13 protein-coding genes are annotated in these 18,407 nt (G+C 36.1%); 3 read left to right on the top strand and 10 right to left on the bottom strand.

What is annotated here, in order from left to right:
- The first annotated feature begins 76 nt into the window (after positions 1-76).
- Together ABEB23_RS06485 and ABEB23_RS06480 are read left to right on the top strand one after the other, a co-directional pair.
- The gene (locus ABEB23_RS06485; protein WP_348811667.1) at positions 77-772 is read left to right on the top strand and encodes an ion channel; all 696 of its coding nucleotides are present in this window, start codon (positions 77-79) and stop codon (positions 770-772) included.
- A gap of 55 nt (positions 773-827) precedes the next feature.
- Entirely contained in the window at positions 828-1,895 is a 1,068-nt protein-coding gene (locus ABEB23_RS06480; protein WP_348811666.1) for an AI-2E family transporter, read from the top strand.
- A 95-nt stretch (positions 1,896-1,990) separates the two neighbouring features.
- On the opposite strand, the gene ABEB23_RS06475 is transcribed toward ABEB23_RS06480, so the two are convergent.
- The 5 genes from ABEB23_RS06475 to ABEB23_RS06455 form a co-directional block, all read right to left on the bottom strand.
- A complete protein-coding gene (locus ABEB23_RS06475) occupies positions 1,991-3,781 on the bottom strand; it encodes an acyl-CoA dehydrogenase FadE (RefSeq protein WP_348811664.1) in 1,791 nt (596 codons plus the stop codon).
- A 73-nt stretch (positions 3,782-3,854) separates the two neighbouring features.
- Positions 3,855-4,127: a four helix bundle protein gene (locus ABEB23_RS06470; protein ID WP_348811663.1), complete on the bottom strand. Its 273-nt coding sequence runs from the start codon at positions 4,125-4,127 to the stop codon at positions 3,855-3,857.
- Between the two features lie 148 nt (positions 4,128-4,275).
- Positions 4,276-5,457, bottom strand: a complete 1,182-nt coding sequence (locus ABEB23_RS06465; RefSeq protein WP_348811661.1) for a thiolase family protein — start codon at positions 5,455-5,457, stop codon at positions 4,276-4,278.
- Positions 5,458-5,537: 80 nt separating this feature from the next.
- The gene (locus tag ABEB23_RS06460) at positions 5,538-7,928 is read right to left on the bottom strand and encodes a 3-hydroxyacyl-CoA dehydrogenase/enoyl-CoA hydratase family protein (RefSeq protein WP_348811659.1); all 2,391 of its coding nucleotides are present in this window, start codon (positions 7,926-7,928) and stop codon (positions 5,538-5,540) included.
- 63 nt (positions 7,929-7,991) lie between these two features.
- The gene (locus ABEB23_RS06455; protein WP_348811658.1) at positions 7,992-8,477 is read right to left on the bottom strand and encodes a MarR family winged helix-turn-helix transcriptional regulator; all 486 of its coding nucleotides are present in this window, start codon (positions 8,475-8,477) and stop codon (positions 7,992-7,994) included.
- 268 nt (positions 8,478-8,745) lie between these two features.
- Between ABEB23_RS06455 and ABEB23_RS06450 the strand changes: the two genes are divergently transcribed.
- Positions 8,746-9,558, top strand: coding sequence for a hypothetical protein (locus ABEB23_RS06450; RefSeq protein WP_348811657.1), 813 nt, complete (start codon positions 8,746-8,748; stop codon positions 9,556-9,558).
- A gap of 260 nt (positions 9,559-9,818) precedes the next feature.
- Here ABEB23_RS06450 and ABEB23_RS06445 read toward each other — a convergent pair whose 3' ends face one another.
- From ABEB23_RS06445 to purL, 5 genes are all read right to left on the bottom strand, one after another.
- Complete coding sequence (locus tag ABEB23_RS06445) at positions 9,819-10,871, bottom strand: proline iminopeptidase-family hydrolase (RefSeq protein ID WP_348811655.1); 1,053 nt, start codon at positions 10,869-10,871, stop codon at positions 9,819-9,821.
- Between the two features lie 23 nt (positions 10,872-10,894).
- On the bottom strand, positions 10,895-12,667 hold the full coding sequence (locus ABEB23_RS06440; RefSeq protein WP_348811654.1) for an AMP-dependent synthetase/ligase: 1,773 nt from the start codon (positions 12,665-12,667) through the stop codon (positions 10,895-10,897).
- Between the two features lie 287 nt (positions 12,668-12,954).
- Positions 12,955-13,389, bottom strand: coding sequence for a hypothetical protein (locus ABEB23_RS06435; protein ID WP_348811653.1), 435 nt, complete (start codon positions 13,387-13,389; stop codon positions 12,955-12,957).
- Positions 13,390-13,754: 365 nt separating this feature from the next.
- A complete protein-coding gene (locus tag ABEB23_RS06430) occupies positions 13,755-14,516 on the bottom strand; it encodes a LuxR C-terminal-related transcriptional regulator (protein ID WP_348811652.1) in 762 nt (253 codons plus the stop codon).
- A 186-nt stretch (positions 14,517-14,702) separates the two neighbouring features.
- Positions 14,703-18,356, bottom strand: coding sequence for a phosphoribosylformylglycinamidine synthase (purL, locus tag ABEB23_RS06425; protein WP_348811651.1), 3,654 nt, complete (start codon positions 18,354-18,356; stop codon positions 14,703-14,705).
- Positions 18,357-18,407: the final 51 nt, after the last annotated feature.

Here is an 18,407-nt window from a genome sequence, read left to right as displayed (position 1 = left end):
TAGGGTTTATAGAAGGAACGCAGCTTTTTTTCTTAAACTCTTAGCATCTAAAAAAATAATTAAAAAAATAAGTATCATGATAAAACATAAACAATACCGTTTCTTGAATCATTTCTGGGTTAAGGAAAGTGGTCTTAGCGGCATGCTGGTCCTTCTTTTTATAATGCAGTTTATTCTGATTCCATTATTTTCTAACTACTCTTTTTTTAGAGTAGTACTGAATCTTTTTTGGATGCTATTTCTTATGGCTGGTATATTTTCGCTGGCTGCAACTAAACGGCAAGCAATTCGGATTTCTATTATTCCGTTTTTATTTATTGTTTTTCGGTGGATTGATGTTTTTTATCCAATTCCCTTTGTAATTCTTGCAGAGATTTTACTTACTGTATGTACTTTCTCTTTATTAATCGTATTGGTATTTATGAAAGTCTTTGAACCCGGACCAATAACTGTTTATCGGGTAATAGGTTCAGTTGTGGTTTATATGCTACTGGCTAATCTGTGGTCTGTGGTTTACTTATTTTTATATGAACATATTGAAGGTTCCTTTCAACTCACTTTGCCAGCTTTTGAATTAAATAGTTTGCAGGCTAATTTTTTATATTTTAGTTATATAACTATAACTACCACAGGTTTTGGAGAAATAGTGCCGCTTCATCCGATTGCTCGTTCCCTGGTACAAGTAGAGGCTTTAACGGGGGTGTTGTATCCTGTTGTCCTAATTGGTCGGCTTGTGTCAGACGTGAATACTGCAAACAAGGAAAAGAAGTAACAACTATAATTTAATTTGTAACCTATTAATTTAACCAACCATAAAAATATTGAGTATGAAAAATTCTACTGATAATAAAAACAAACAGCTTTTTGAAACCATTTTGCAACTAGGACTTGTTTTCCTAATTATAGGATTTTGTATTAAGCTTTTATTGCCCTTTATGATGCCAATTCTTTGGGCTATTATATTGGCTATAGTGTTGTACCCCGCTTTCAATTTCTTGCAAAAAAAATTGAAGGGGCGTAAAAGCCTGGCTTCCTTTATAATCACTGCAGCTCTATTGATAATTATTATTTTACCAACTGTATTATTTGTGAATTCAGTTACATCAAGCATTGTCGATTTAAAAGCAGGGGTGGAGAATGGTACTTTAAAAGTGGCAACACCGGGTCAAAACATCAAGGACTGGCCTCTGATAGGGGATAAAGCATACGATTTTTTATATACATTATCCACCGATTTGAAAACGGGAATACTCCAATACAAAGAACAAATAGTCGAAGTGTCAAAAAAAGTATTAGGTAGCGTTCTTAGTTCTACTGTTGCTTTACTACAGGTAATTCTTTCGGTTATCATTGCGGGGGTATTTTTAGTTTCTACCAGTGCCCAAGATTTGGCAAGCAATTTCATTAAGAGAATTGCGGGTGATTCTGGAGAAGAATTTCTAAATATTTCTGTATCGACAGTATTTCAGGTGGTTAAAGGGATATTGGGTGTGGCCATTATTCAAACTCTTATCCAGGCTGTGGGACTCTTTGGTGCTAATATCCCTTTTGCTGGAGTGTTAACGCTCGTGTGTTTAATGCTTTCCATTATTCAAATTGGCCCTATCATCATCAATCTTGGAGTGATTGCCTATCTTTTTTCACAGGATAGCACCACTGCAGCGGCTTTGTGGTCCGTGTTTTTTGTCCTAAGCGGACTATCTGACAATGTTCTAAAGCCATTGTTGTTAGGAAAAGGAGCTTTAGTGCCTATGCTAGTTATCTTCCTTGGTGTAATCGGCGGGTTCATGATGTCAGGATTTGTGGGTTTATTTGTGGGACCAATCATATTTTCGATAGGCTATAAATTATTTTCGGCTTGGATGGAAGATAAACAGGAAAGCGCTGCAGTATAATTAATTGTTTTTTATAAAGTATAAAAAAAAACCGCACTGTTATGTAAGACAGATGCGGTTTTTTAAACAAATAAAAACTAAAAAAGTTTTATGCTCTAGAAGCAGTATTCGTTTTCTGCGACTAATTTAGATGTGATTATTTCTCTTAAGCCAACAATATTTGGCATATTAGTGTATTTAGTAAAACGTCTTAGTCCCATTAACATCATGCGTTGTTCATCGCCTTCAGCAAAAGAAATAATACTTTCTTTTCCTTTTTGGGTTACAATGTCAACCGCTTTGTATAAATATAGTTTAGCCATCGCAATTTGTTCCTGTACTTTAGCTTCGCCCTCTCTTTTAGCTAATTTTTCCGTTCTCAAAATGGTTGATTCAGCCATGTAGATTTCGATCAAAATATCTGATGCTGCCATCAATAATTGTTGGTGTCCGTCTAAATCCGGGCCATATTTTTGAACGGCACCACCGGCAACCATAAGAAATGCTTTTTTCAATTTGCCTACCATTTCTTTTTCTTCAGCAAATAATTCAGAATAATCAGGTGTTTCAAAAGAAGGAATACCCATTAATTCTTCTTGAACTTTTGATGCAGGGCCCAATAAATCAACATGACCTTTCATCGCTTTTTTGATTAACATTCCTACAGAAAGCATTCTGTTGATTTCATTAGTCCCTTCATAGATACGTGCGATACGCGCATCTCTCCAAGCGCTTTCCATTGGTGTGTCTTCTGAGAATCCCATACCACCAAAAATTTGAATTCCTTCGTCAGCACAGTTTTGAACATCTTCAGAAACAGCCACTTTCAAAATAGAACATTCGATGGCATATTCTTCAACTCCTTTCAATTCAGCCTCTTGGTGTGATGAACCTTCAGCTTCACGAGCTATAATTCGATCTTCAATATCTTTTGCAGCCCTGTAAGAAGCACTTTCTCCCGCATAGCAACTTGTAGCCATTTCAGCTAATTTATAGCGAATAGCACCAAATTGTGATATTGGAGTGTTGAATTGAATTCTTTCATTAGCGTATTTAATTCCGCCAGTAGTAACTCTTCTTTGAGCATCTAAACAAGCTGCTGCCAATTTGATACGTCCCACATTCAAAGCATTCATGGCTATTTTGAATCCATTTCCTCTTTCAGAAAGCATGTTTTCAACAGGAACTTTAGTTTCGTTAAAGAATACCTGACGGGTAGAAGAGGCACGTATTCCTAATTTATGTTCTTCTTCACCCATTGAAATTCCGTTATCAGGAGTGTTTTCCAAGATAAAACCAGTAATGTTTTTATCATCGCCAATACGTGCAAAAACTATAAACAAAGAACAAAAACCTGCATTCGAAATCCACATTTTTTGTCCGGTAATCTTGTAATGCGTTCCATCTTCTGATAAGACTGCTTTTGTTTTTCCGGAATTAGCATCTGATCCAGCACCTGGTTCTGTCAAACAGTATGCACCAAACCATTCGCCAGAAGCCAATTTAGGAACGTATTTTTGTTTTTGTTCTTCGGTTCCATATAAAGTAATTGGCATGGTTCCAATTCCGGTATGAGCACCAAAAGCAGTAGAGAATGAACCAGTTGCTCCCGAAATATAATCACAAACAAGCATTGTCGAAACGAATCCCATTCCTAATCCGCCATAAGCTTCAGGAACAGCAACTCCTAAAAGTCCAAGTTCACCAGCTTTGCGCATGCTTTCCTCCGTGAATGCATAATCTTTCTTCTCAAAACGGTCTTTGTTTGGCCAAATTTCTTTGTCTACAAACTCTTTTACAGAGTCACGCATCATTAATTGTTCTTCAGAAAAATCTTCTGGAGTGAATACATCTTCACATTTTGTTTCTTTTACCAGGAATTGTCCTCCTCTTGTTTTGTCGCTCATTTTGATTTGTTTTTAAGATGATAGATAATAGACGAATAGATGATAGACGTTGTATTATTTATTAATTAACTTATTATTTATTTAATGTGTTTTGAAATGACATTGTAGCTTTTTGAAACTCTTCAATTTTCATTTCAATATTATTTGTGGATTCTTCGGTTATATATTTTCTTTGATTTGCAAGCAGTAATTGAGTTTGTAATTCGAATGATGACCCTAAAGAAATATCAAGAAAATGGCTAAAAGATTTATTTGATCTACTGGAACCTTCAGCAATATTTGAAGGCATGGAAACGGAAGACCTATCTATTTTACTCTTTAATTTTTCAGCAGCCGGAAATGCCAAATTTTCAGCTTTTTAAAATTATGTCTCTTGAAATCAGTCATTTTTTATTTTTTTAGATGAAAGATTGGCAGATGATAAACTTTGATTTAATAAAGCGGATTTTAATTGACAAAAATCTATTATCTCTTCGTCTCTTATCTATTATCTCTTACAATAATTCATAAATCCCCGCACTTCCCTGACCAGTTCCCACACACATACTTACAATTCCGTATTTACTTCCTCGGCGTTTCATTTCGTCGAATAATTGAACTGATAGTTTTGCTCCGGTGCAACCCAGTGGGTGTCCCAGTGCGATTGCGCCACCGTTTACGTTTACGATATCTGGATTGATTTCTAATTCACGGACAACTGCCAATGCTTGTGAGGCGAATGCTTCGTTTAATTCAATTAAATCAATATCTTTCAATTGTAAACCGGCTTGTTTTAAAGCTTTTGGAATTGCTTTTACAGGACCAATCCCCATGATTCTTGGTTCAACTCCTGCGGAAGCAAAGTTTACTAAACGGGCTATAGGTTCCAAATTCAATTCTTTCACCATTTCTTCGCTCATGATTAAGACGAATGCAGCTCCATCACTCATTTGAGAAGAGTTCCCTGCAGTTACACTTCCGTCTGCAGCAAAAACAGGTCTTAAACCGGCTAATGCTTCTATAGATGTTCCGGCTCTTGGGCCTTCATCTTTGGTGACAGTATACGATTTCGTTTCTTTTTTGCCTTTTTCATTAATGAAAGTTTGTTCGATGGTAATAGGAACAATTTGTTTATCGAATTTTCCTTCTGCTTGTGCTTTCAAAGCTTTTATGTGTGAATTATAAGCAAACTCATCCTGATCGGCTCTGGAGATATTGTATTGTTTGGCAACAGCTTCAGCAGTAAGTCCCATTCCCCAATAGTAGTCTTCGTGTCCTTCTTTTGCAACAGCGTAATCAGGAGTTGGTTTGTAACCTCCCATCGGAATAAAACTCATACTTTCAGCACCACCTGCAATTATACAATCGGCCATTCCTGATTGGATTTTGGCTGTAGCCATCCCTATGGTTTCCAAACCAGAAGCACAATATCTGTTTACGGTAACACCTGGCACATCTTCGATTTTCAATCCCATCAAAGAGATTAAACGCCCCATGTTCAACCCTTGTTCTGCTTCCGGCATAGCATTTCCAACCATTACATCATCAATGCGCTTTTTGTCAAAATCAGGCAACTCATTCATCATGAACTCGATGGTTTCAGCGGCCAATTCATCAGGTCTTTTAAATCGGAACACACCTTTTGGAGCTTTCCCCACGGCTGTTCTGTATGCTTTTACTATATATGCTGTTTTCATAACTATTATTTTGAATTTTGAATTATAAATTTTAAATGAAGTTCATTCGTAATTTGTAATTCATAATTTATAATTTAAAATTAATTGCGAAGTGGTTTCCCTTTGGTTAACATATATTGGATACGCTCCAATGTTTTTCTTTCGGTGCAAAGTGATAGGAATGCTTCACGTTCGATGTCTAATAAATATTGCTCAGATACTAAGGTAGGCTCAGATAAATCACCACCCGCCATTACATAAGCCAGTTTATTGGCAATTTTTTTATCGTGTTCAGAGATGTATTTACCGGCCTGCATTTGGTCAGTACCTACTAAGAACATTCCTAGCGCTTGTTTTCCAAGAACTTTCACATCCGTTCTGCGAATTGGTTGTGTGTAACCAGCTTCAGCCATTAACAAAGCATGTTTTTTAGCCTCGGCGATCTGACGGTCTTTGTTCACTACAACAATATCTTTTCCAGCTTGAAGAATTCCTAAATCGAATGCTTCATGAGCTGAGGTAGACACTTTTGCCATAGCAACAGTCAGGAAATATTCTTGCAGAACATTTAATTCCACATCATTTTTGCGGAATAAATCGGATGCTCTTAATGTCATTTCTTTTGAACCTCCACCACCTGGAATTACACCAACTCCAAATTCTACCAATCCAATATATGATTCAGCGGCAGCAACCACTTTGTCAGCATGCAAACTCATTTCGCAACCACCACCTAATGTCATTCCGTGTGGCGCAACAATAACTGGGATTCCAGAATAACGTACACGCATCATTGTGTCTTGGAACATCTTGATAGCCATATTCAATTCGTCATATTCCTGTTCAACAGCCATCATAAATATCATTCCGATATTCGCTCCCACAGAGAAATTTGCCGCTTGATTTCCAATCACCAAACCTTGGTATTCTTTTTCAGCTAAGTCAATTGCTTTGTTTATTCCTTGCAGTACATCGCCACCAATAGTATTCATTTTAGATTGGAATTCTAAGTTCAAAATTCCGTCTCCTAAATCTTGAATGATTGCTCCGCTATTGCTCCATACTTTTTTGCTTTCGCGAATGTTGTTCAAAATGATAAATGCATCTTGTCCAGGAACCTTAGTTTGCGCTTTTGTCGGAATATTATAGAAATATGTAGCTCCTTCTTTTACGGTATAAAAACTAGAGCTTCCAGAAGCTAGCATATCATTTACCCAAGCAGCAGGTTCTAAACCTTCCGCTTTCATGATTTCGATTCCTTTTGCAACACCAATGGCATCCCAAATTTCGAAAGGACCATTTTCCCATCCGAAACCGGCTTTCATTGCATCATCAATTTTGTATAATTCATCTGTGATTTCAGGAACTCTGTTAGAAACGTAGGCAAACATTCCAGCAAAACTTTTTCTGTAGAATTCACCTGCTTTGTCTTTCCCTTTTACCAGAACTCTAAAACGATCAATAGGTTTATCGATAGTTTTTGTCAATTCTAAAGTTGCAAAAGAAGCTTTTTTAGCCGGACGATATTCCAATGTGTCTAAATCCAAAGACAGAATGTCGCGATCTACTTTTTTATAAAAACCTTGTCCTGTTTTACTTCCAAACCATTTGTTCTCCACCATTTTGTTGATGAAATCCGGAAGTTTGAATAATTCATGTGCTTCGTCGTTTGGACAGTTTTCATAGATTCCGTTAGCAACATGAACTAGAGTATCCAATCCAACAACATCAACAGTACGGAAAGTAGCAGATTTTGGTCGGCCAATTACTGGACCGGTTAATTTATCTACTTCTTCAATAGTTAGTCCCATTTCTTTAACCAAATGGAATAAACTCTGAATTCCAAAGATCCCGATTCGGTTTCCGATAAAAGCTGGAGTATCTTTGGCTACAACCGAAGTTTTACCCAAGAATTTTGAACCGTATGTAGTTAGGAAGTCTAAAACTTCAGATGAAGTTTGTGGACCAGGTATGATTTCGAATAATTTTAAATAACGGGCAGGGTTGAAAAAGTGTGTTCCGCAGAAGTGTTTCTGAAAATCGTCACTTCTTCCCTCACTCATAAAGTGAATCGGAATTCCCGAAGTGTTTGAAGTAACCAAAGTTCCCGGTTTTCTGAATTTTTCAATTTGTTCAAAAACCAATTTTTTGATATCCAAACGCTCAACAACTACTTCAATAATCCAATCAACAGTTGCAATTTGCGCCATGTCATCGGTTGTATTTCCAGTCGTAATGCGATTGGCAAATTTTTGATTGTAAATCGGGGATGGCTTTGATTTTAATGAATTAGCCAAATGCTCGTTCACCAATCGGTTTCTTACAATTTTACTTTCTAAAGTAAGACCTTTTTTGGCTTCAGCATCAGTAAGTTCTCTTGGAACGATATCCAAAAGCAAAACTTCTACACCAATATTGGCAAAATGGCAGGCAATTCCAGACCCCATAATTCCGGATCCGATTACTGCAACTCTTTTAATTACTCGTTTCATACGTGGTTTTTATTTGTTTTTTATGTGATCCCGATAACGATCATGAGGTATCGCCTTTCTCAATTATTGATTGTTTTTTTGATTGTTGGCGATTTCATTTTCCTTTTTTTCGGGTTGATTAAAAATATTTTTTTCATGAATTAACTCATTGATGATTTCGGCCACTTCTATAAAATGGTTCAATTTTTCATCAGAAATATGTTGCCTAACCGTTTCATTAAATTTTAAAACTGTATTTTTTGACAGTTCTCTTTTTTCTTTACCAAAATCTGTCAGGTAAATCAAAACGCCGCGACCGTCTTCAGGATTCTTTTTTCGGATGATTAATCCTTTTTCCTCCATTGACTTTAAGGTTCTGGTCAAACTTGTCGCTTCCATTCCCATTTTTGGTCCCAATGCGGTTGAGGGCGTTCCTTTTTCTTTATCCATACTTAGCAAAGCAAAACCTGTTGCCATTGTTGCGCCGTATTTAGAGGCTTCCTCGTTGTACATTCTTGAAACAGCTTGCCAAGTTGCACGTAAAATATAATCTAATGTTTTGTCTTTCATAAGTAACTATATCGATTTCAAATATAATAAAAAATATACTATGCATGCATAATAAAATATGTTTTTTTTAATTTTTTATAAATATAGATAAAAAACTCCTTTGAAATAAGGAGTTTGAAAATATTATGCACGCCCAGTATATTTTCGTTTTAACAAAGAAAAGATGCTTTTTTGAGCTCTAAAAAAGAGATGAAATTGTGTTTCTAATTAAATCAAATGCACGAGAGTGGAATATATTTTTCTTACTTTGGTAAAAAAAAATACAATCATGAAATTTATATCAAACCGAACCATAATCATAAAATCACTTATAGCCGCATTTATTATTTTGGGAATCAAAAATTTTATTTTCAAAAATCTTTCTCTTTTCGGGCAGGATTTTCATGATTTGATAGAACTCTCGGATATTACGATAATTTTTACGGGTGCGTTTTTTGTGTTCGGATTATTATTGGCCGCAACCATGACCGATTTCAAAGAGAGTGAAAAGATTCCCGGAGAAGTAGCTTCAAATTTGGAAGCAATCAAAGATTGGATTTATCTGGCTTTCAGAGCGCCAAGAACTGGAACCTCCGATTTGTGTAAGGAAGAATTAAACAGTGCATTTTTACGTCAAGAAATGCTTACCATTACCGATGGCATCATTTCATGGATTTATTCCAGCGGTAAAGATTCTACCGTTATCTTTCCGTTAATAAGAAAGTCCAATGAAATTGCTTATTATTTTGCCGAAAGAGGTGTCGATAAAGAAGCCATAAAAGGAATTCAGGAAAACACCAACGCGATGCGAAAACAGCTTACTCGGGCGTATTCGATTTCCAGAAATAATTTCATTAAGCCTGCATATACTTTGCTTCAAAGCATTTTGTTCATAGTGATGTCTCTTTTACTGATTACCAAATTCAAAAGTCCATCAGCCGATTATTTAGTGACCTCTGCCATTACGTTTTTATTTTGCTATTTGTATTTATTGATTAGCGGCCTGGACGATCCTTTTGATATTTTCAATGGAGATACCAATGTCGATTTAAAACCCATTGACCGATTCAAACAAAGATTGGTTTCAGATTTTTTGGTTTGATTTACAAATTTTCCGAAGTCATTTCGGTTAGTAAGTGTCTTAAGTATTAGTAAAAATAAATCTTTATTTATGTCTCATAAAGAAACATGAACTACAAAATATCATTTAAGGAAAGAGCCAAGTTAGGCATGGGTCCAAGCGATCACCAGTTACCTTAGAAGAGCTAAAAGCTCAAGCAAAAAAAGAGTTTAAAAATTTATAAATAATCAAAAGTGTCCCAATTCAGGACGCTTTTATATTTCTATCACCTTTTGAATTATTTATCCTTTCTTAAATTCCCCACTATCCACATCTTTCAAAAACTTAATCACACCAGTGAAGTAGGCTTTGGGATCATCGTATTGCGAAAGATGACTGCCGTTCGGGCAAAACAAAAAGCGTCCGTTTTGTACTTCATTGGCGATCCATTTCATGTGTTCGGGATCCATAGTGTCGTATTTAGAACCGATACTGAGGGTAGGAACCGTCAGGGTTTTTAGTCGGGCTTTGACGTTCCAGTTTTTTAAGGAAGCATTTCCCGTGATGCCAAATTCACTATGGCCTTGCATGAAAACATATACTTCAGGATTGATGTGTTTGAAACATCTGTTGATCGATTCCGGCCATTCTTCCAAAGGTTTTCTTAGAATGTGTTCTGTGTAATAATGTTTGAACAACAGTTCACTGTATTTTGGATTCTCAAAATCGTTGTTTTTCTCGATCTCCTGTAATTGTTTGAGGATTTTCGGATCCATTTGCGGCGCCAGAACTTCTTTTGCGTAAGCATTATATTCAGGAATGCTGGCCATCATATTCGAAATAATCAAGCCTTTCAAGTTCTTTTGGTATTTTAAGGCATATTCCATCGCGAGGATTCCGCCCCAGGATTGTCCTAATATATAAAAGTTAGAACTGTCTAAACCCAAAGCGATACGCACTTGTTCCACTTCTTCTACAAAACGTTCGTTTGTCCAAAGTTTATCGTCTTTAGGCTGGTCGCTGTAATAAGAACCCAATTGATCGTAATAAATGTACTCGATGCTTTCGTTAGGGAAATAACCGTCAAAGCATTCGTATAATTCATGCGTCAGTCCGGGGCCGCCGTGAAGCAAAAGCACCTTTATTTTAGGGTTGTTGCCAACCCTTTTGGTCCAGACTTTAAAAGTTCCAATTGGAGTTTTTACAGGAATCATTTTAATGCCTCCTGTAAGTTGATCATCACGTTGCGAAAAATCTAAATAATTGTCTTTTATAGCATCTTCTTTTGGTTTTTCGTTACAATTAGAAAATAAAAAGATACTGAACAGCAAACAAATTATGATTTTTAGCTTCATGATTTCAGTGTATTTATGGAAATCTAATTGTAGATTTTGTGAAATAAATCAATATATTTCTCCATAACAATTTTTCGTTTTAGTTTCAGGGTAGGAGTGAGATGTCCGCCTTCAATAGACCAGGTATCAGCGGTCATTTCGAAACGTTTGATTTTTTCCCAATTTCCAAATTTGTCATTTAGTTTGTCAATTTCTTCTTGTACACGCTCAATGACTTTTGGGTTGGCAATAATTTCCTCATTGGTGGTTCCAATGTTTACATGATGAATTTTAGCCCATTCTTTAATGAATTCAAAACTAGGTTGAATGAATGCGGCCGGCATTTTCTGACCATCACCAATCACCATGATTTGTTCAATAAAACGAGATTGTTTCATTACGTTTTCAATCAGTTGGGGAGCAATATATTTCCCACCTGAAGTTTTGAACATTTCTTTTTTACGGTCGGTGATTCTAAGGAAACCTTCAGCATCAATTTCGCCAATGTCTCCCGTATGAAAATAGCCGTTTTCAATAACTTCTGAGGTTAGTTTTTCATCTTTGTAATAGCCCATCATTACGTTAGGTCCTTTGCAAAGAATTTCTCCGTCTTCGGCTATTTTAACTTCTACATTGTCAATTGGTTTTCCAACGGTACCCACTTTGAATCCTTTATTCCTCATGTCGTTTACAGCAATAACAGGAGATGTTTCGGTCAAACCGTAGCCTTCCATTACCGGGATTTCGGCGGCGGCAAAAATTCGGGCTAATCGTGGTTGTAATGCGGCAGAACCCGAAACCATTAAATCCAAATTACCTCCTAAACCTTCTTTCCATTTACTGAAAATTAATTTTCGGGCAATTTTAAGTTCGAATTCATACCAAGCGCCATTAGCACCATAAGGTTGGTATTTCAGTCCCAAATCAATCGCCCAAAAGAAAAGTTTCTTTTTGATTCCGGTTAATTGAGTTCCTTTTTCGTAAATTTTATCGTAAACTTTTTCCAATAATCTCGGAACTGCAGTGATAACCGTTGGTTTTACTTCTTTGATGTTGTCACTGATTTTATCGATTGATTCTCCAAAATAAACCGATACACCATAGTATTGATATAAATACAAAATCATTCTTTCGAAAATATGACAGATAGGAAGGAAGCTCAAGGCACGACTATGACCAGCTTCAAAAGGAATTCGGGACGCACTGTTCAGTACATTAGATACAATATTTTTGTGTGAAAGCATTACGCCTTTTGGTTTTCCAGTGGTTCCTGAAGTATAAATTATTGTCGCTAAATCATCTGTTTTTACATTGTTTTTTCTTTCTTCAACCTCATTTTGATTGCTTTCGTCCGCACCAAGGCTGAGTAATTCTTTCCAATTTTTACAACCACTGATTTCGTTAAAAGAATAAACTTCTATTAGGGCAGGAACTTTATCACGGATTAAATTTACTTTTCTAAGTACTTCTTCATCCGATACAAAACAATATATAGACCCGGAATGATTCAGGATATATTCATAATCGTTTTCTGAAATAGTCGGATAAATAGGAACTGTTTGCGCACCGGTTTGCAAAATTCCAATATCCATAATGTTCCATTCAGTTCTGTTATTGGTAGAAATGAGGGCAAGTTTATCGTCTTTTTTTATCCCCATTCGAAGTAAAGCCCTCGAAATAGCATTGGCTTTGGCGATATATTCATCAGTAGAGGTTTTTTTCCAAACTCCATTTTGCTTGGTCACCAATGCATCTGGAATATTGAAGTTTTCTTGCTGATAATAAGGAAAATCAAAAAGGCGAGATATGTTTGTCATTATAGGAATAATTGAAATTTTTTCGCAAATTAAATAAAAATTAATAATCTTTTTTGTTTTTTAAAAATTAAATGACAAAAAAGAAGCAGTAGGATTGATATTCAACGAAATCGATTTCTTTCGGATCCCAAATAACTGCTTAATGACCTTTCAAATTGTGCATTATTTACTAATAAAATATAAATGAAGGTATTAAATTTCTGTTTTTAAAGGTGTAGTAATTTTATTTTTAGCGAGAAACATTGGTTTTGAGATGCGTATGTTTTTATGATTTGGGAGATAAAGGATTATTCAATTTCATCCACATAATCCTTAACTCTTTCGCCCATGATATACATTTTATTTTTGGTATAATGAATCGAAAATTGCACTACAATCCAATCGTTGTTTTCCTCATCATTGTTTTTGTAATAAAGCGAATAGGAGGCACTATTAAATCCTTCTTTGAATATCGGAATTCCTTTTTCAGAACATTCAATTCCCCAGCTAATATCTTTTTTACTCAGGTCTTCAAATTGGAAAGTTCCACTACCATTGGCATTCAGTTGAACGATAGGTTCTGTTTTTCCTTCATAGAGATACAATCCTGTTACCGGATATCCTATAGTTGTTGTAATAAAATGGTCCTGATCTTTGACGGTAATTTTGTTAATTTCAATTTGGCCGTAAGAATGGGTTACACAAAGAAAAAGTGTAATGAAAAATAAATTAAGGGTTTTCATTTTTGTAGGTTATTTTAGGGTTGTTGAATATCTTAAAAAAGCAGGGGCAGTACTTTTATAGGATTTTAATTTTTGTTCTTGTCCGTCTCTGTAAATCGAGCAATTTCGAAGAAAGCAAATCTAATGAAATTAGTGCTAACAAAATCAATAAAATTTGTGTTGCGGAGTGGAAGGAATAAAAATAAAATTCTAGAGTTTATCGAATTGAGTATTAAAGCTTTCCTTGTAAATTGAAAGACTTGAGTGTCCAAAATTTTGTTTTTTAGCTATGAAATACCTTCAAAGAATTACTAGTGAAAGGAGAATTAATGGAGAAGTCAAAAAGATTTTTTTGGCAAGGGTTTATAACTATTCATTTTCTGAATTTAGAGTAAACCTTGCAAGGTGCTTTTTCTAATTAATTGGGCTGTATTTTTTGAGTTGGATTTTTTTAAAATGTTTTTACGATGTTGTTTTACCGTATTCACACTGATAAAAAGAGTATCGGCAATCTTGGTATTATCCAAGCCTTCGGCAATTAGTTTAATAATATCAATTTCTCTTTTCGAAAACTCTGAAATACATTCTGAATTCTCACAAACATCAATATTCATATAAGATACTTCGCCATTCAGTCCGATTAGGGAATATTGATAGGTGTTGTTTTTAGTCAGGTGGTCAATCTTGGTGTGAATATTTAATGATTTTCCGAATCCTCCTTTAGAATCTAAAGTAAGCACGATTGCCTGATGGTTTAGCATACAATAGTCTCCGTTTTTCATTCGGCTTCTAAAGCTGTAATTTATTTTATAGTTGGTTAATTTGTCAACCCCCAATTTTTTATAAAAGAAATCAGCTATTGATGCTTCCGCTTTTGAAATGAATTCGATATCGTCAGGATGAATGGTTCCAAGAATATCATTGAAAGTAACCGTTTCGGGATCAAAACCGTGGATTTCAGTTATTTCAGAACTGATGTTGGACAACGACATATCATAGAAGTCCACAATGTAAAAGTAGAAAGGGCCGGTGCTGATTATGGCACTGGTAATTTGATCGAATTGTATTGACGATAATAAGGTGTTTTCAATGGCCTTTTTCTGAGTGCCAACCCAAACGGAATGTAGTTTATCTATTTCATTGCCCATAAGGGACAAATTAATGTAAAAATTTTTTAACTGTCAATTGTTAAACGAAATAAAGGCGTAATAGCTTGATAAATATAGATTAAGTAAGAGAGGGCTTATCAAAAAACTATAGCTTGCATTTTGTTGTTTTTTCATAAAAAAAGCGCTCACCTCGATGAACGCTTTTAAATATTTAAATGATTTTACTTAGATTTTCTCAATCCATTTTCTGGCATTCACAAAAGCTTCGTGCCAAGGGGTAACTTCATCGTTTCTGTCTTTTGGATAATGTGCCCAGTTCCATTGGAAAGTAGAACGCTCAATGTGTGGCATCATCACTAAATGTCTTCCTGTTGTATCACACATCATTGCGGTGTTATAATCAGAACCGTTTGGATTGGCAGGATAACCTTCGTAGCCATATTTACCTACGATGTTGTAGTGCTCTTCGGCCATTGGTTTGCTAAATTTTCCTTCACCATGTGAAACCCAAACTCCTAGTGTTGCGCCTGCAAGAGTTGATAGCATCACCGAATTGTTTTCTTGTATTGTTACAGAAGTAAAGATGCTCTCATGTTTGTGGCTCTCGTTGTGCAACATTTGTGGTTTTTGCGTGTGTTCCGTATTGATTAGCCCTAATTCAATGAACAATTGACATCCATTACAGATTCCAACAGATAAAGTGTCTTCTCTTTTGAAGAAATTGGTTAAAGCTGTTTTCGCTTTTTCATTGTACAAAAAGGCTCCGGCCCAACCTTTGGCAGAACCCAAAACATCTGAATTCGAGAATCCACCCACCGCACCGATAAACTGAATGTCTTCCAGGTTTTCACGTCCTGAAATCAAATCGGTCATGTGGACATCTTTCACATCAAAACCGGCTAAGTACATTGCGTTTGCCATTTCACGTTCCGAATTACTTCCTTTTTCACGAATGATCGCTGCTTTTGGACGTGGTTTCGAATTGTCGATTACAGGTGCTTTTCCTGTAAAGTGTGCCGGGAAAGTATAGTTTAAAGCTTGGTTTTTATAATTGTCAAAACGTGCTTGTGCAGTTCCGTTTTTAGATTGTTTTTGATCCAACAAGAAAGACGTTTTAAACCAGATGTCTCTGTATTTTGCAATGTCTAATTTGCATGGGCCAAAGTCTAAAGTTGCTTCATGAGTGGCATTTCCTAATTTGTAGAAAGCTACACCGTTTTGGTTTAACTTGCTCTCCACTGCCAAGTCGTCTTTAGCTTGGAAAACAATCGCAATATTTTCAGCAAAAAGATATTTGATAATGTCTTTTTCTTCAAAAACAGAGAAATCGATTTTAGCACCTAAATTCACATCTGCAAAACACATTTCCAATAAAGTAGTAATCAAACCACCACTTCCAATGTCATGACCTGCAAGGATGTTATTGTCTAAAATTAATTCCTGGATTGTATTGAAGGCGCTTTTGAAAAAGGCTGCATCTTTAATTGTTGGTGTTTCGTTTCCGATGGTATTCAGGATTTGTGCAAAAGAAGATCCTCCTAATTTGAAGTCGTCTTGTGACAAATTGATATAGTAAATAGAACCACCATCTCTTTGTAAAACAGGTTCTACTACTTTTCGAATATCAGTACAATTTCCTCCAGCAGAAATAATTACCGTTCCCGGAGCAATTACCTCGTCATTTGGATATTTTTGTTTCATTGAAAGTGAATCCTTTCCTGTTGGAATATTGATTCCCAATTCGATTGCAAAGTCGGAACAACCTTCTACAGCAGCATACAAACGAGCATCTTCTCCTTCGTTTTTACAAGCCCACATCCAGTTAGCTGAAAGAGAAATTCCTTTCAATCCGTCTTTAATTGGAGCCCAAACGATATTTGATAAAGATTCAGCAATCGCATTTCTGCTTCCCGCAACAGGGTCAATCAAGGCAGAGATAGGAGCGTGACCAATTGAAGTCGCAACACCTTCTTTTCCTGAATAATCCAAAGCCATTACACCACAATTGTTTAATGGCAATTGCAATGGTCCTGCACATTGTTGTTTGGCTACTTTTCCGCCTACGCAACGGTCCACTTTATTGGTCAACCAGTCTTTACAAGCTACGGCCTCTAATTGCAATACTTGCTCTAAATAAGTTGCTATGTTTTTTACGCTGTATTCTAAACCAGCATAGTTGTAATCGATAGTTTTATCAGTCATTACTGTTTTTGGAGAACTTCCGAAGAAATCTTCCAAGGCGTAATCCATTGGTTTTAAACCAGTCGATTTTGATTGGAATGTAAAACGGTGATCGCCGGTTACGTCACCCACTTGGTACATTGGAGAGCGCTCTCTGTCTGCAATTCTTTGTAAAATGTCAATGTCTTTTTTACCAATGACCAATCCCATTCTTTCTTGAGATTCGTTACCAATAATTTCTTTTGCAGATAGGGTAGGATCGCCCACAGGCAATTTGTCTAAATCAATTAAACCTCCTGTTTCTTCCACTAATTCTGAAAGGCAGTTTAAGTGTCCACCCGCGCCGTGATCGTGAATTGAAACGATAGGGTTATTGTCACTTTCTACCAAACCACGAATGGCATTGGCAGCACGTTTTTGCATTTCCGGATTAGAACGTTGCACTGCATTCAATTCGATTCCTGAACCAAAAGCTCCCGTATCTGCTGATGAAACTGCAGCTCCACCCATTCCGATTCTGTAATTTTCTCCACCCAAAATAACGATTTTATCGCCTTCTTGTGGTTTGTGTTTGATGGCTTGGTCTAACTTTCCGTAACCAATTCCACCTGCTTGCATGATTACTTTATCGTAACCAATTTTACGGTTGTTTTCTTCGTGTTCGAAAGTAAGAAGAGAACCTGTAATTAATGGTTGCCCGAATTTATTTCCAAAATCAGAAGCTCCGTTAGAAGCTTTGATCAAAATATCCATTGGTGTCTGGTACAACCATTTTCTTTCTTGAACAGCGTCTTCCCAAGGTCTGTTTTCTTCCAATCTTGAGTAAGATGTCATGTAAACGGCTGTTCCCGCCATTGGTAGAGAACCTTGTCCTCCAGCCAAACGGTCACGAATTTCTCCACCCGAACCTGTTGCAGCTCCGTTGAAAGGTTCTACAGTAGTTGGGAAATTGTGCGTTTCTGCTTTTAATGAGATAACCGAATCAAATTCTTTTATTTCATAAAAATCAGGTTTGTCGGCAGTTTTAGGTGCAAATTGCTGTACTCTCGGCCCTTTTACAAAAGCGACGTTATCTTTGTAAGCAGAAACGATATCGTTAGGGTTTTCTTGTGATGTTTTCTTGATTAATTTGAAAAGAGATGTTTCTTTTTCTTCACCATCAATAACAAAAGTTCCGTTGAAAATTTTGTGACGACAGTGCTCTGAATTGGCCTGTGAAAAAGCGAAAATCTCAGAATCAGTTAATTTTCTACCTAATTTGGTTGCCAAATTATCTAAATAATCCACTTCTTCAGGACTTAGAGACAATCCTTCCTGTTTGTTGTAAGCAGCAATATCATCAATATTCAGAATAGGTTCCGGTTTGATATTGATGGTAAAGATATCTTGGTTTAACTCAGTATATTTTTGAGAAAGCATTGGGTCGAAATCAGAGAAATCGGCTGTTACTTTATAAAATTCTTCGATTCTGATGATTCCGGGAATTCCCATGTTTTGGGTAATTTCAACCGCATTGGTACTCCAAGGCGTAATCATGGTAGCGCGAGGACCAACAAAAAAATCCGTCAGAACGGATTTCTCTATTTTATTTGAATTGGCAAAAAGCCAGTTAAGTTTTGAAATGTCTTGAGCCGAAATTTCGTTTTGCGTTTGTACTGCAAAAACAGTTTTGCTTTGGTTTTCAAAGAAATGAATCATTGTTGTGTAGTTTGTTGTATGACGGTGCAAATTTAGTTTAAATAAATAGCA

This window comes from Flavobacterium maritimum, assembly GCF_040049085.1.
Lineage (GTDB): Bacteria > Bacteroidota > Bacteroidia > Flavobacteriales > Flavobacteriaceae > Flavobacterium > Flavobacterium maritimum.
This window is presented reverse-complemented; position numbering and strand designations above follow the sequence as displayed.

Excerpts from the sequence above, each read along its gene's own strand:
- ABEB23_RS06485 (WP_348811667.1), top strand. The coding sequence starts at position 77 with ATGATAAAACATAAACAATACCGTTTCTTGAATCATTTCTGGGTTAAG.
- ABEB23_RS06480 (WP_348811666.1), top strand. The coding sequence starts at position 828 with ATGAAAAATTCTACTGATAATAAAAACAAACAGCTTTTTGAAACCATT.
- ABEB23_RS06475 (WP_348811664.1), bottom strand. The coding sequence starts at position 3,781 with ATGAGCGACAAAACAAGAGGAGGACAATTCCTGGTAAAAGAAACAAAA.
- ABEB23_RS06465 (WP_348811661.1), bottom strand. The coding sequence starts at position 5,457 with ATGAAAACAGCATATATAGTAAAAGCATACAGAACAGCCGTGGGGAAA.
- ABEB23_RS06460 (WP_348811659.1), bottom strand. The coding sequence starts at position 7,928 with ATGAAACGAGTAATTAAAAGAGTTGCAGTAATCGGATCCGGAATTATG.
- ABEB23_RS06455 (WP_348811658.1), bottom strand. The coding sequence starts at position 8,477 with ATGAAAGACAAAACATTAGATTATATTTTACGTGCAACTTGGCAAGCT.
- ABEB23_RS06450 (WP_348811657.1), top strand. The coding sequence starts at position 8,746 with ATGAAATTTATATCAAACCGAACCATAATCATAAAATCACTTATAGCC.
- ABEB23_RS06445 (WP_348811655.1), bottom strand. The coding sequence starts at position 10,871 with ATGAAGCTAAAAATCATAATTTGTTTGCTGTTCAGTATCTTTTTATTT.
- ABEB23_RS06440 (WP_348811654.1), bottom strand. The coding sequence starts at position 12,667 with ATGACAAACATATCTCGCCTTTTTGATTTTCCTTATTATCAGCAAGAA.
- ABEB23_RS06435 (WP_348811653.1), bottom strand. The coding sequence starts at position 13,389 with ATGAAAACCCTTAATTTATTTTTCATTACACTTTTTCTTTGTGTAACC.
- ABEB23_RS06430 (WP_348811652.1), bottom strand. The coding sequence starts at position 14,516 with ATGGGCAATGAAATAGATAAACTACATTCCGTTTGGGTTGGCACTCAG.
- purL (WP_348811651.1), bottom strand. The coding sequence starts at position 18,356 with ATGATTCATTTCTTTGAAAACCAAAGCAAAACTGTTTTTGCAGTACAA.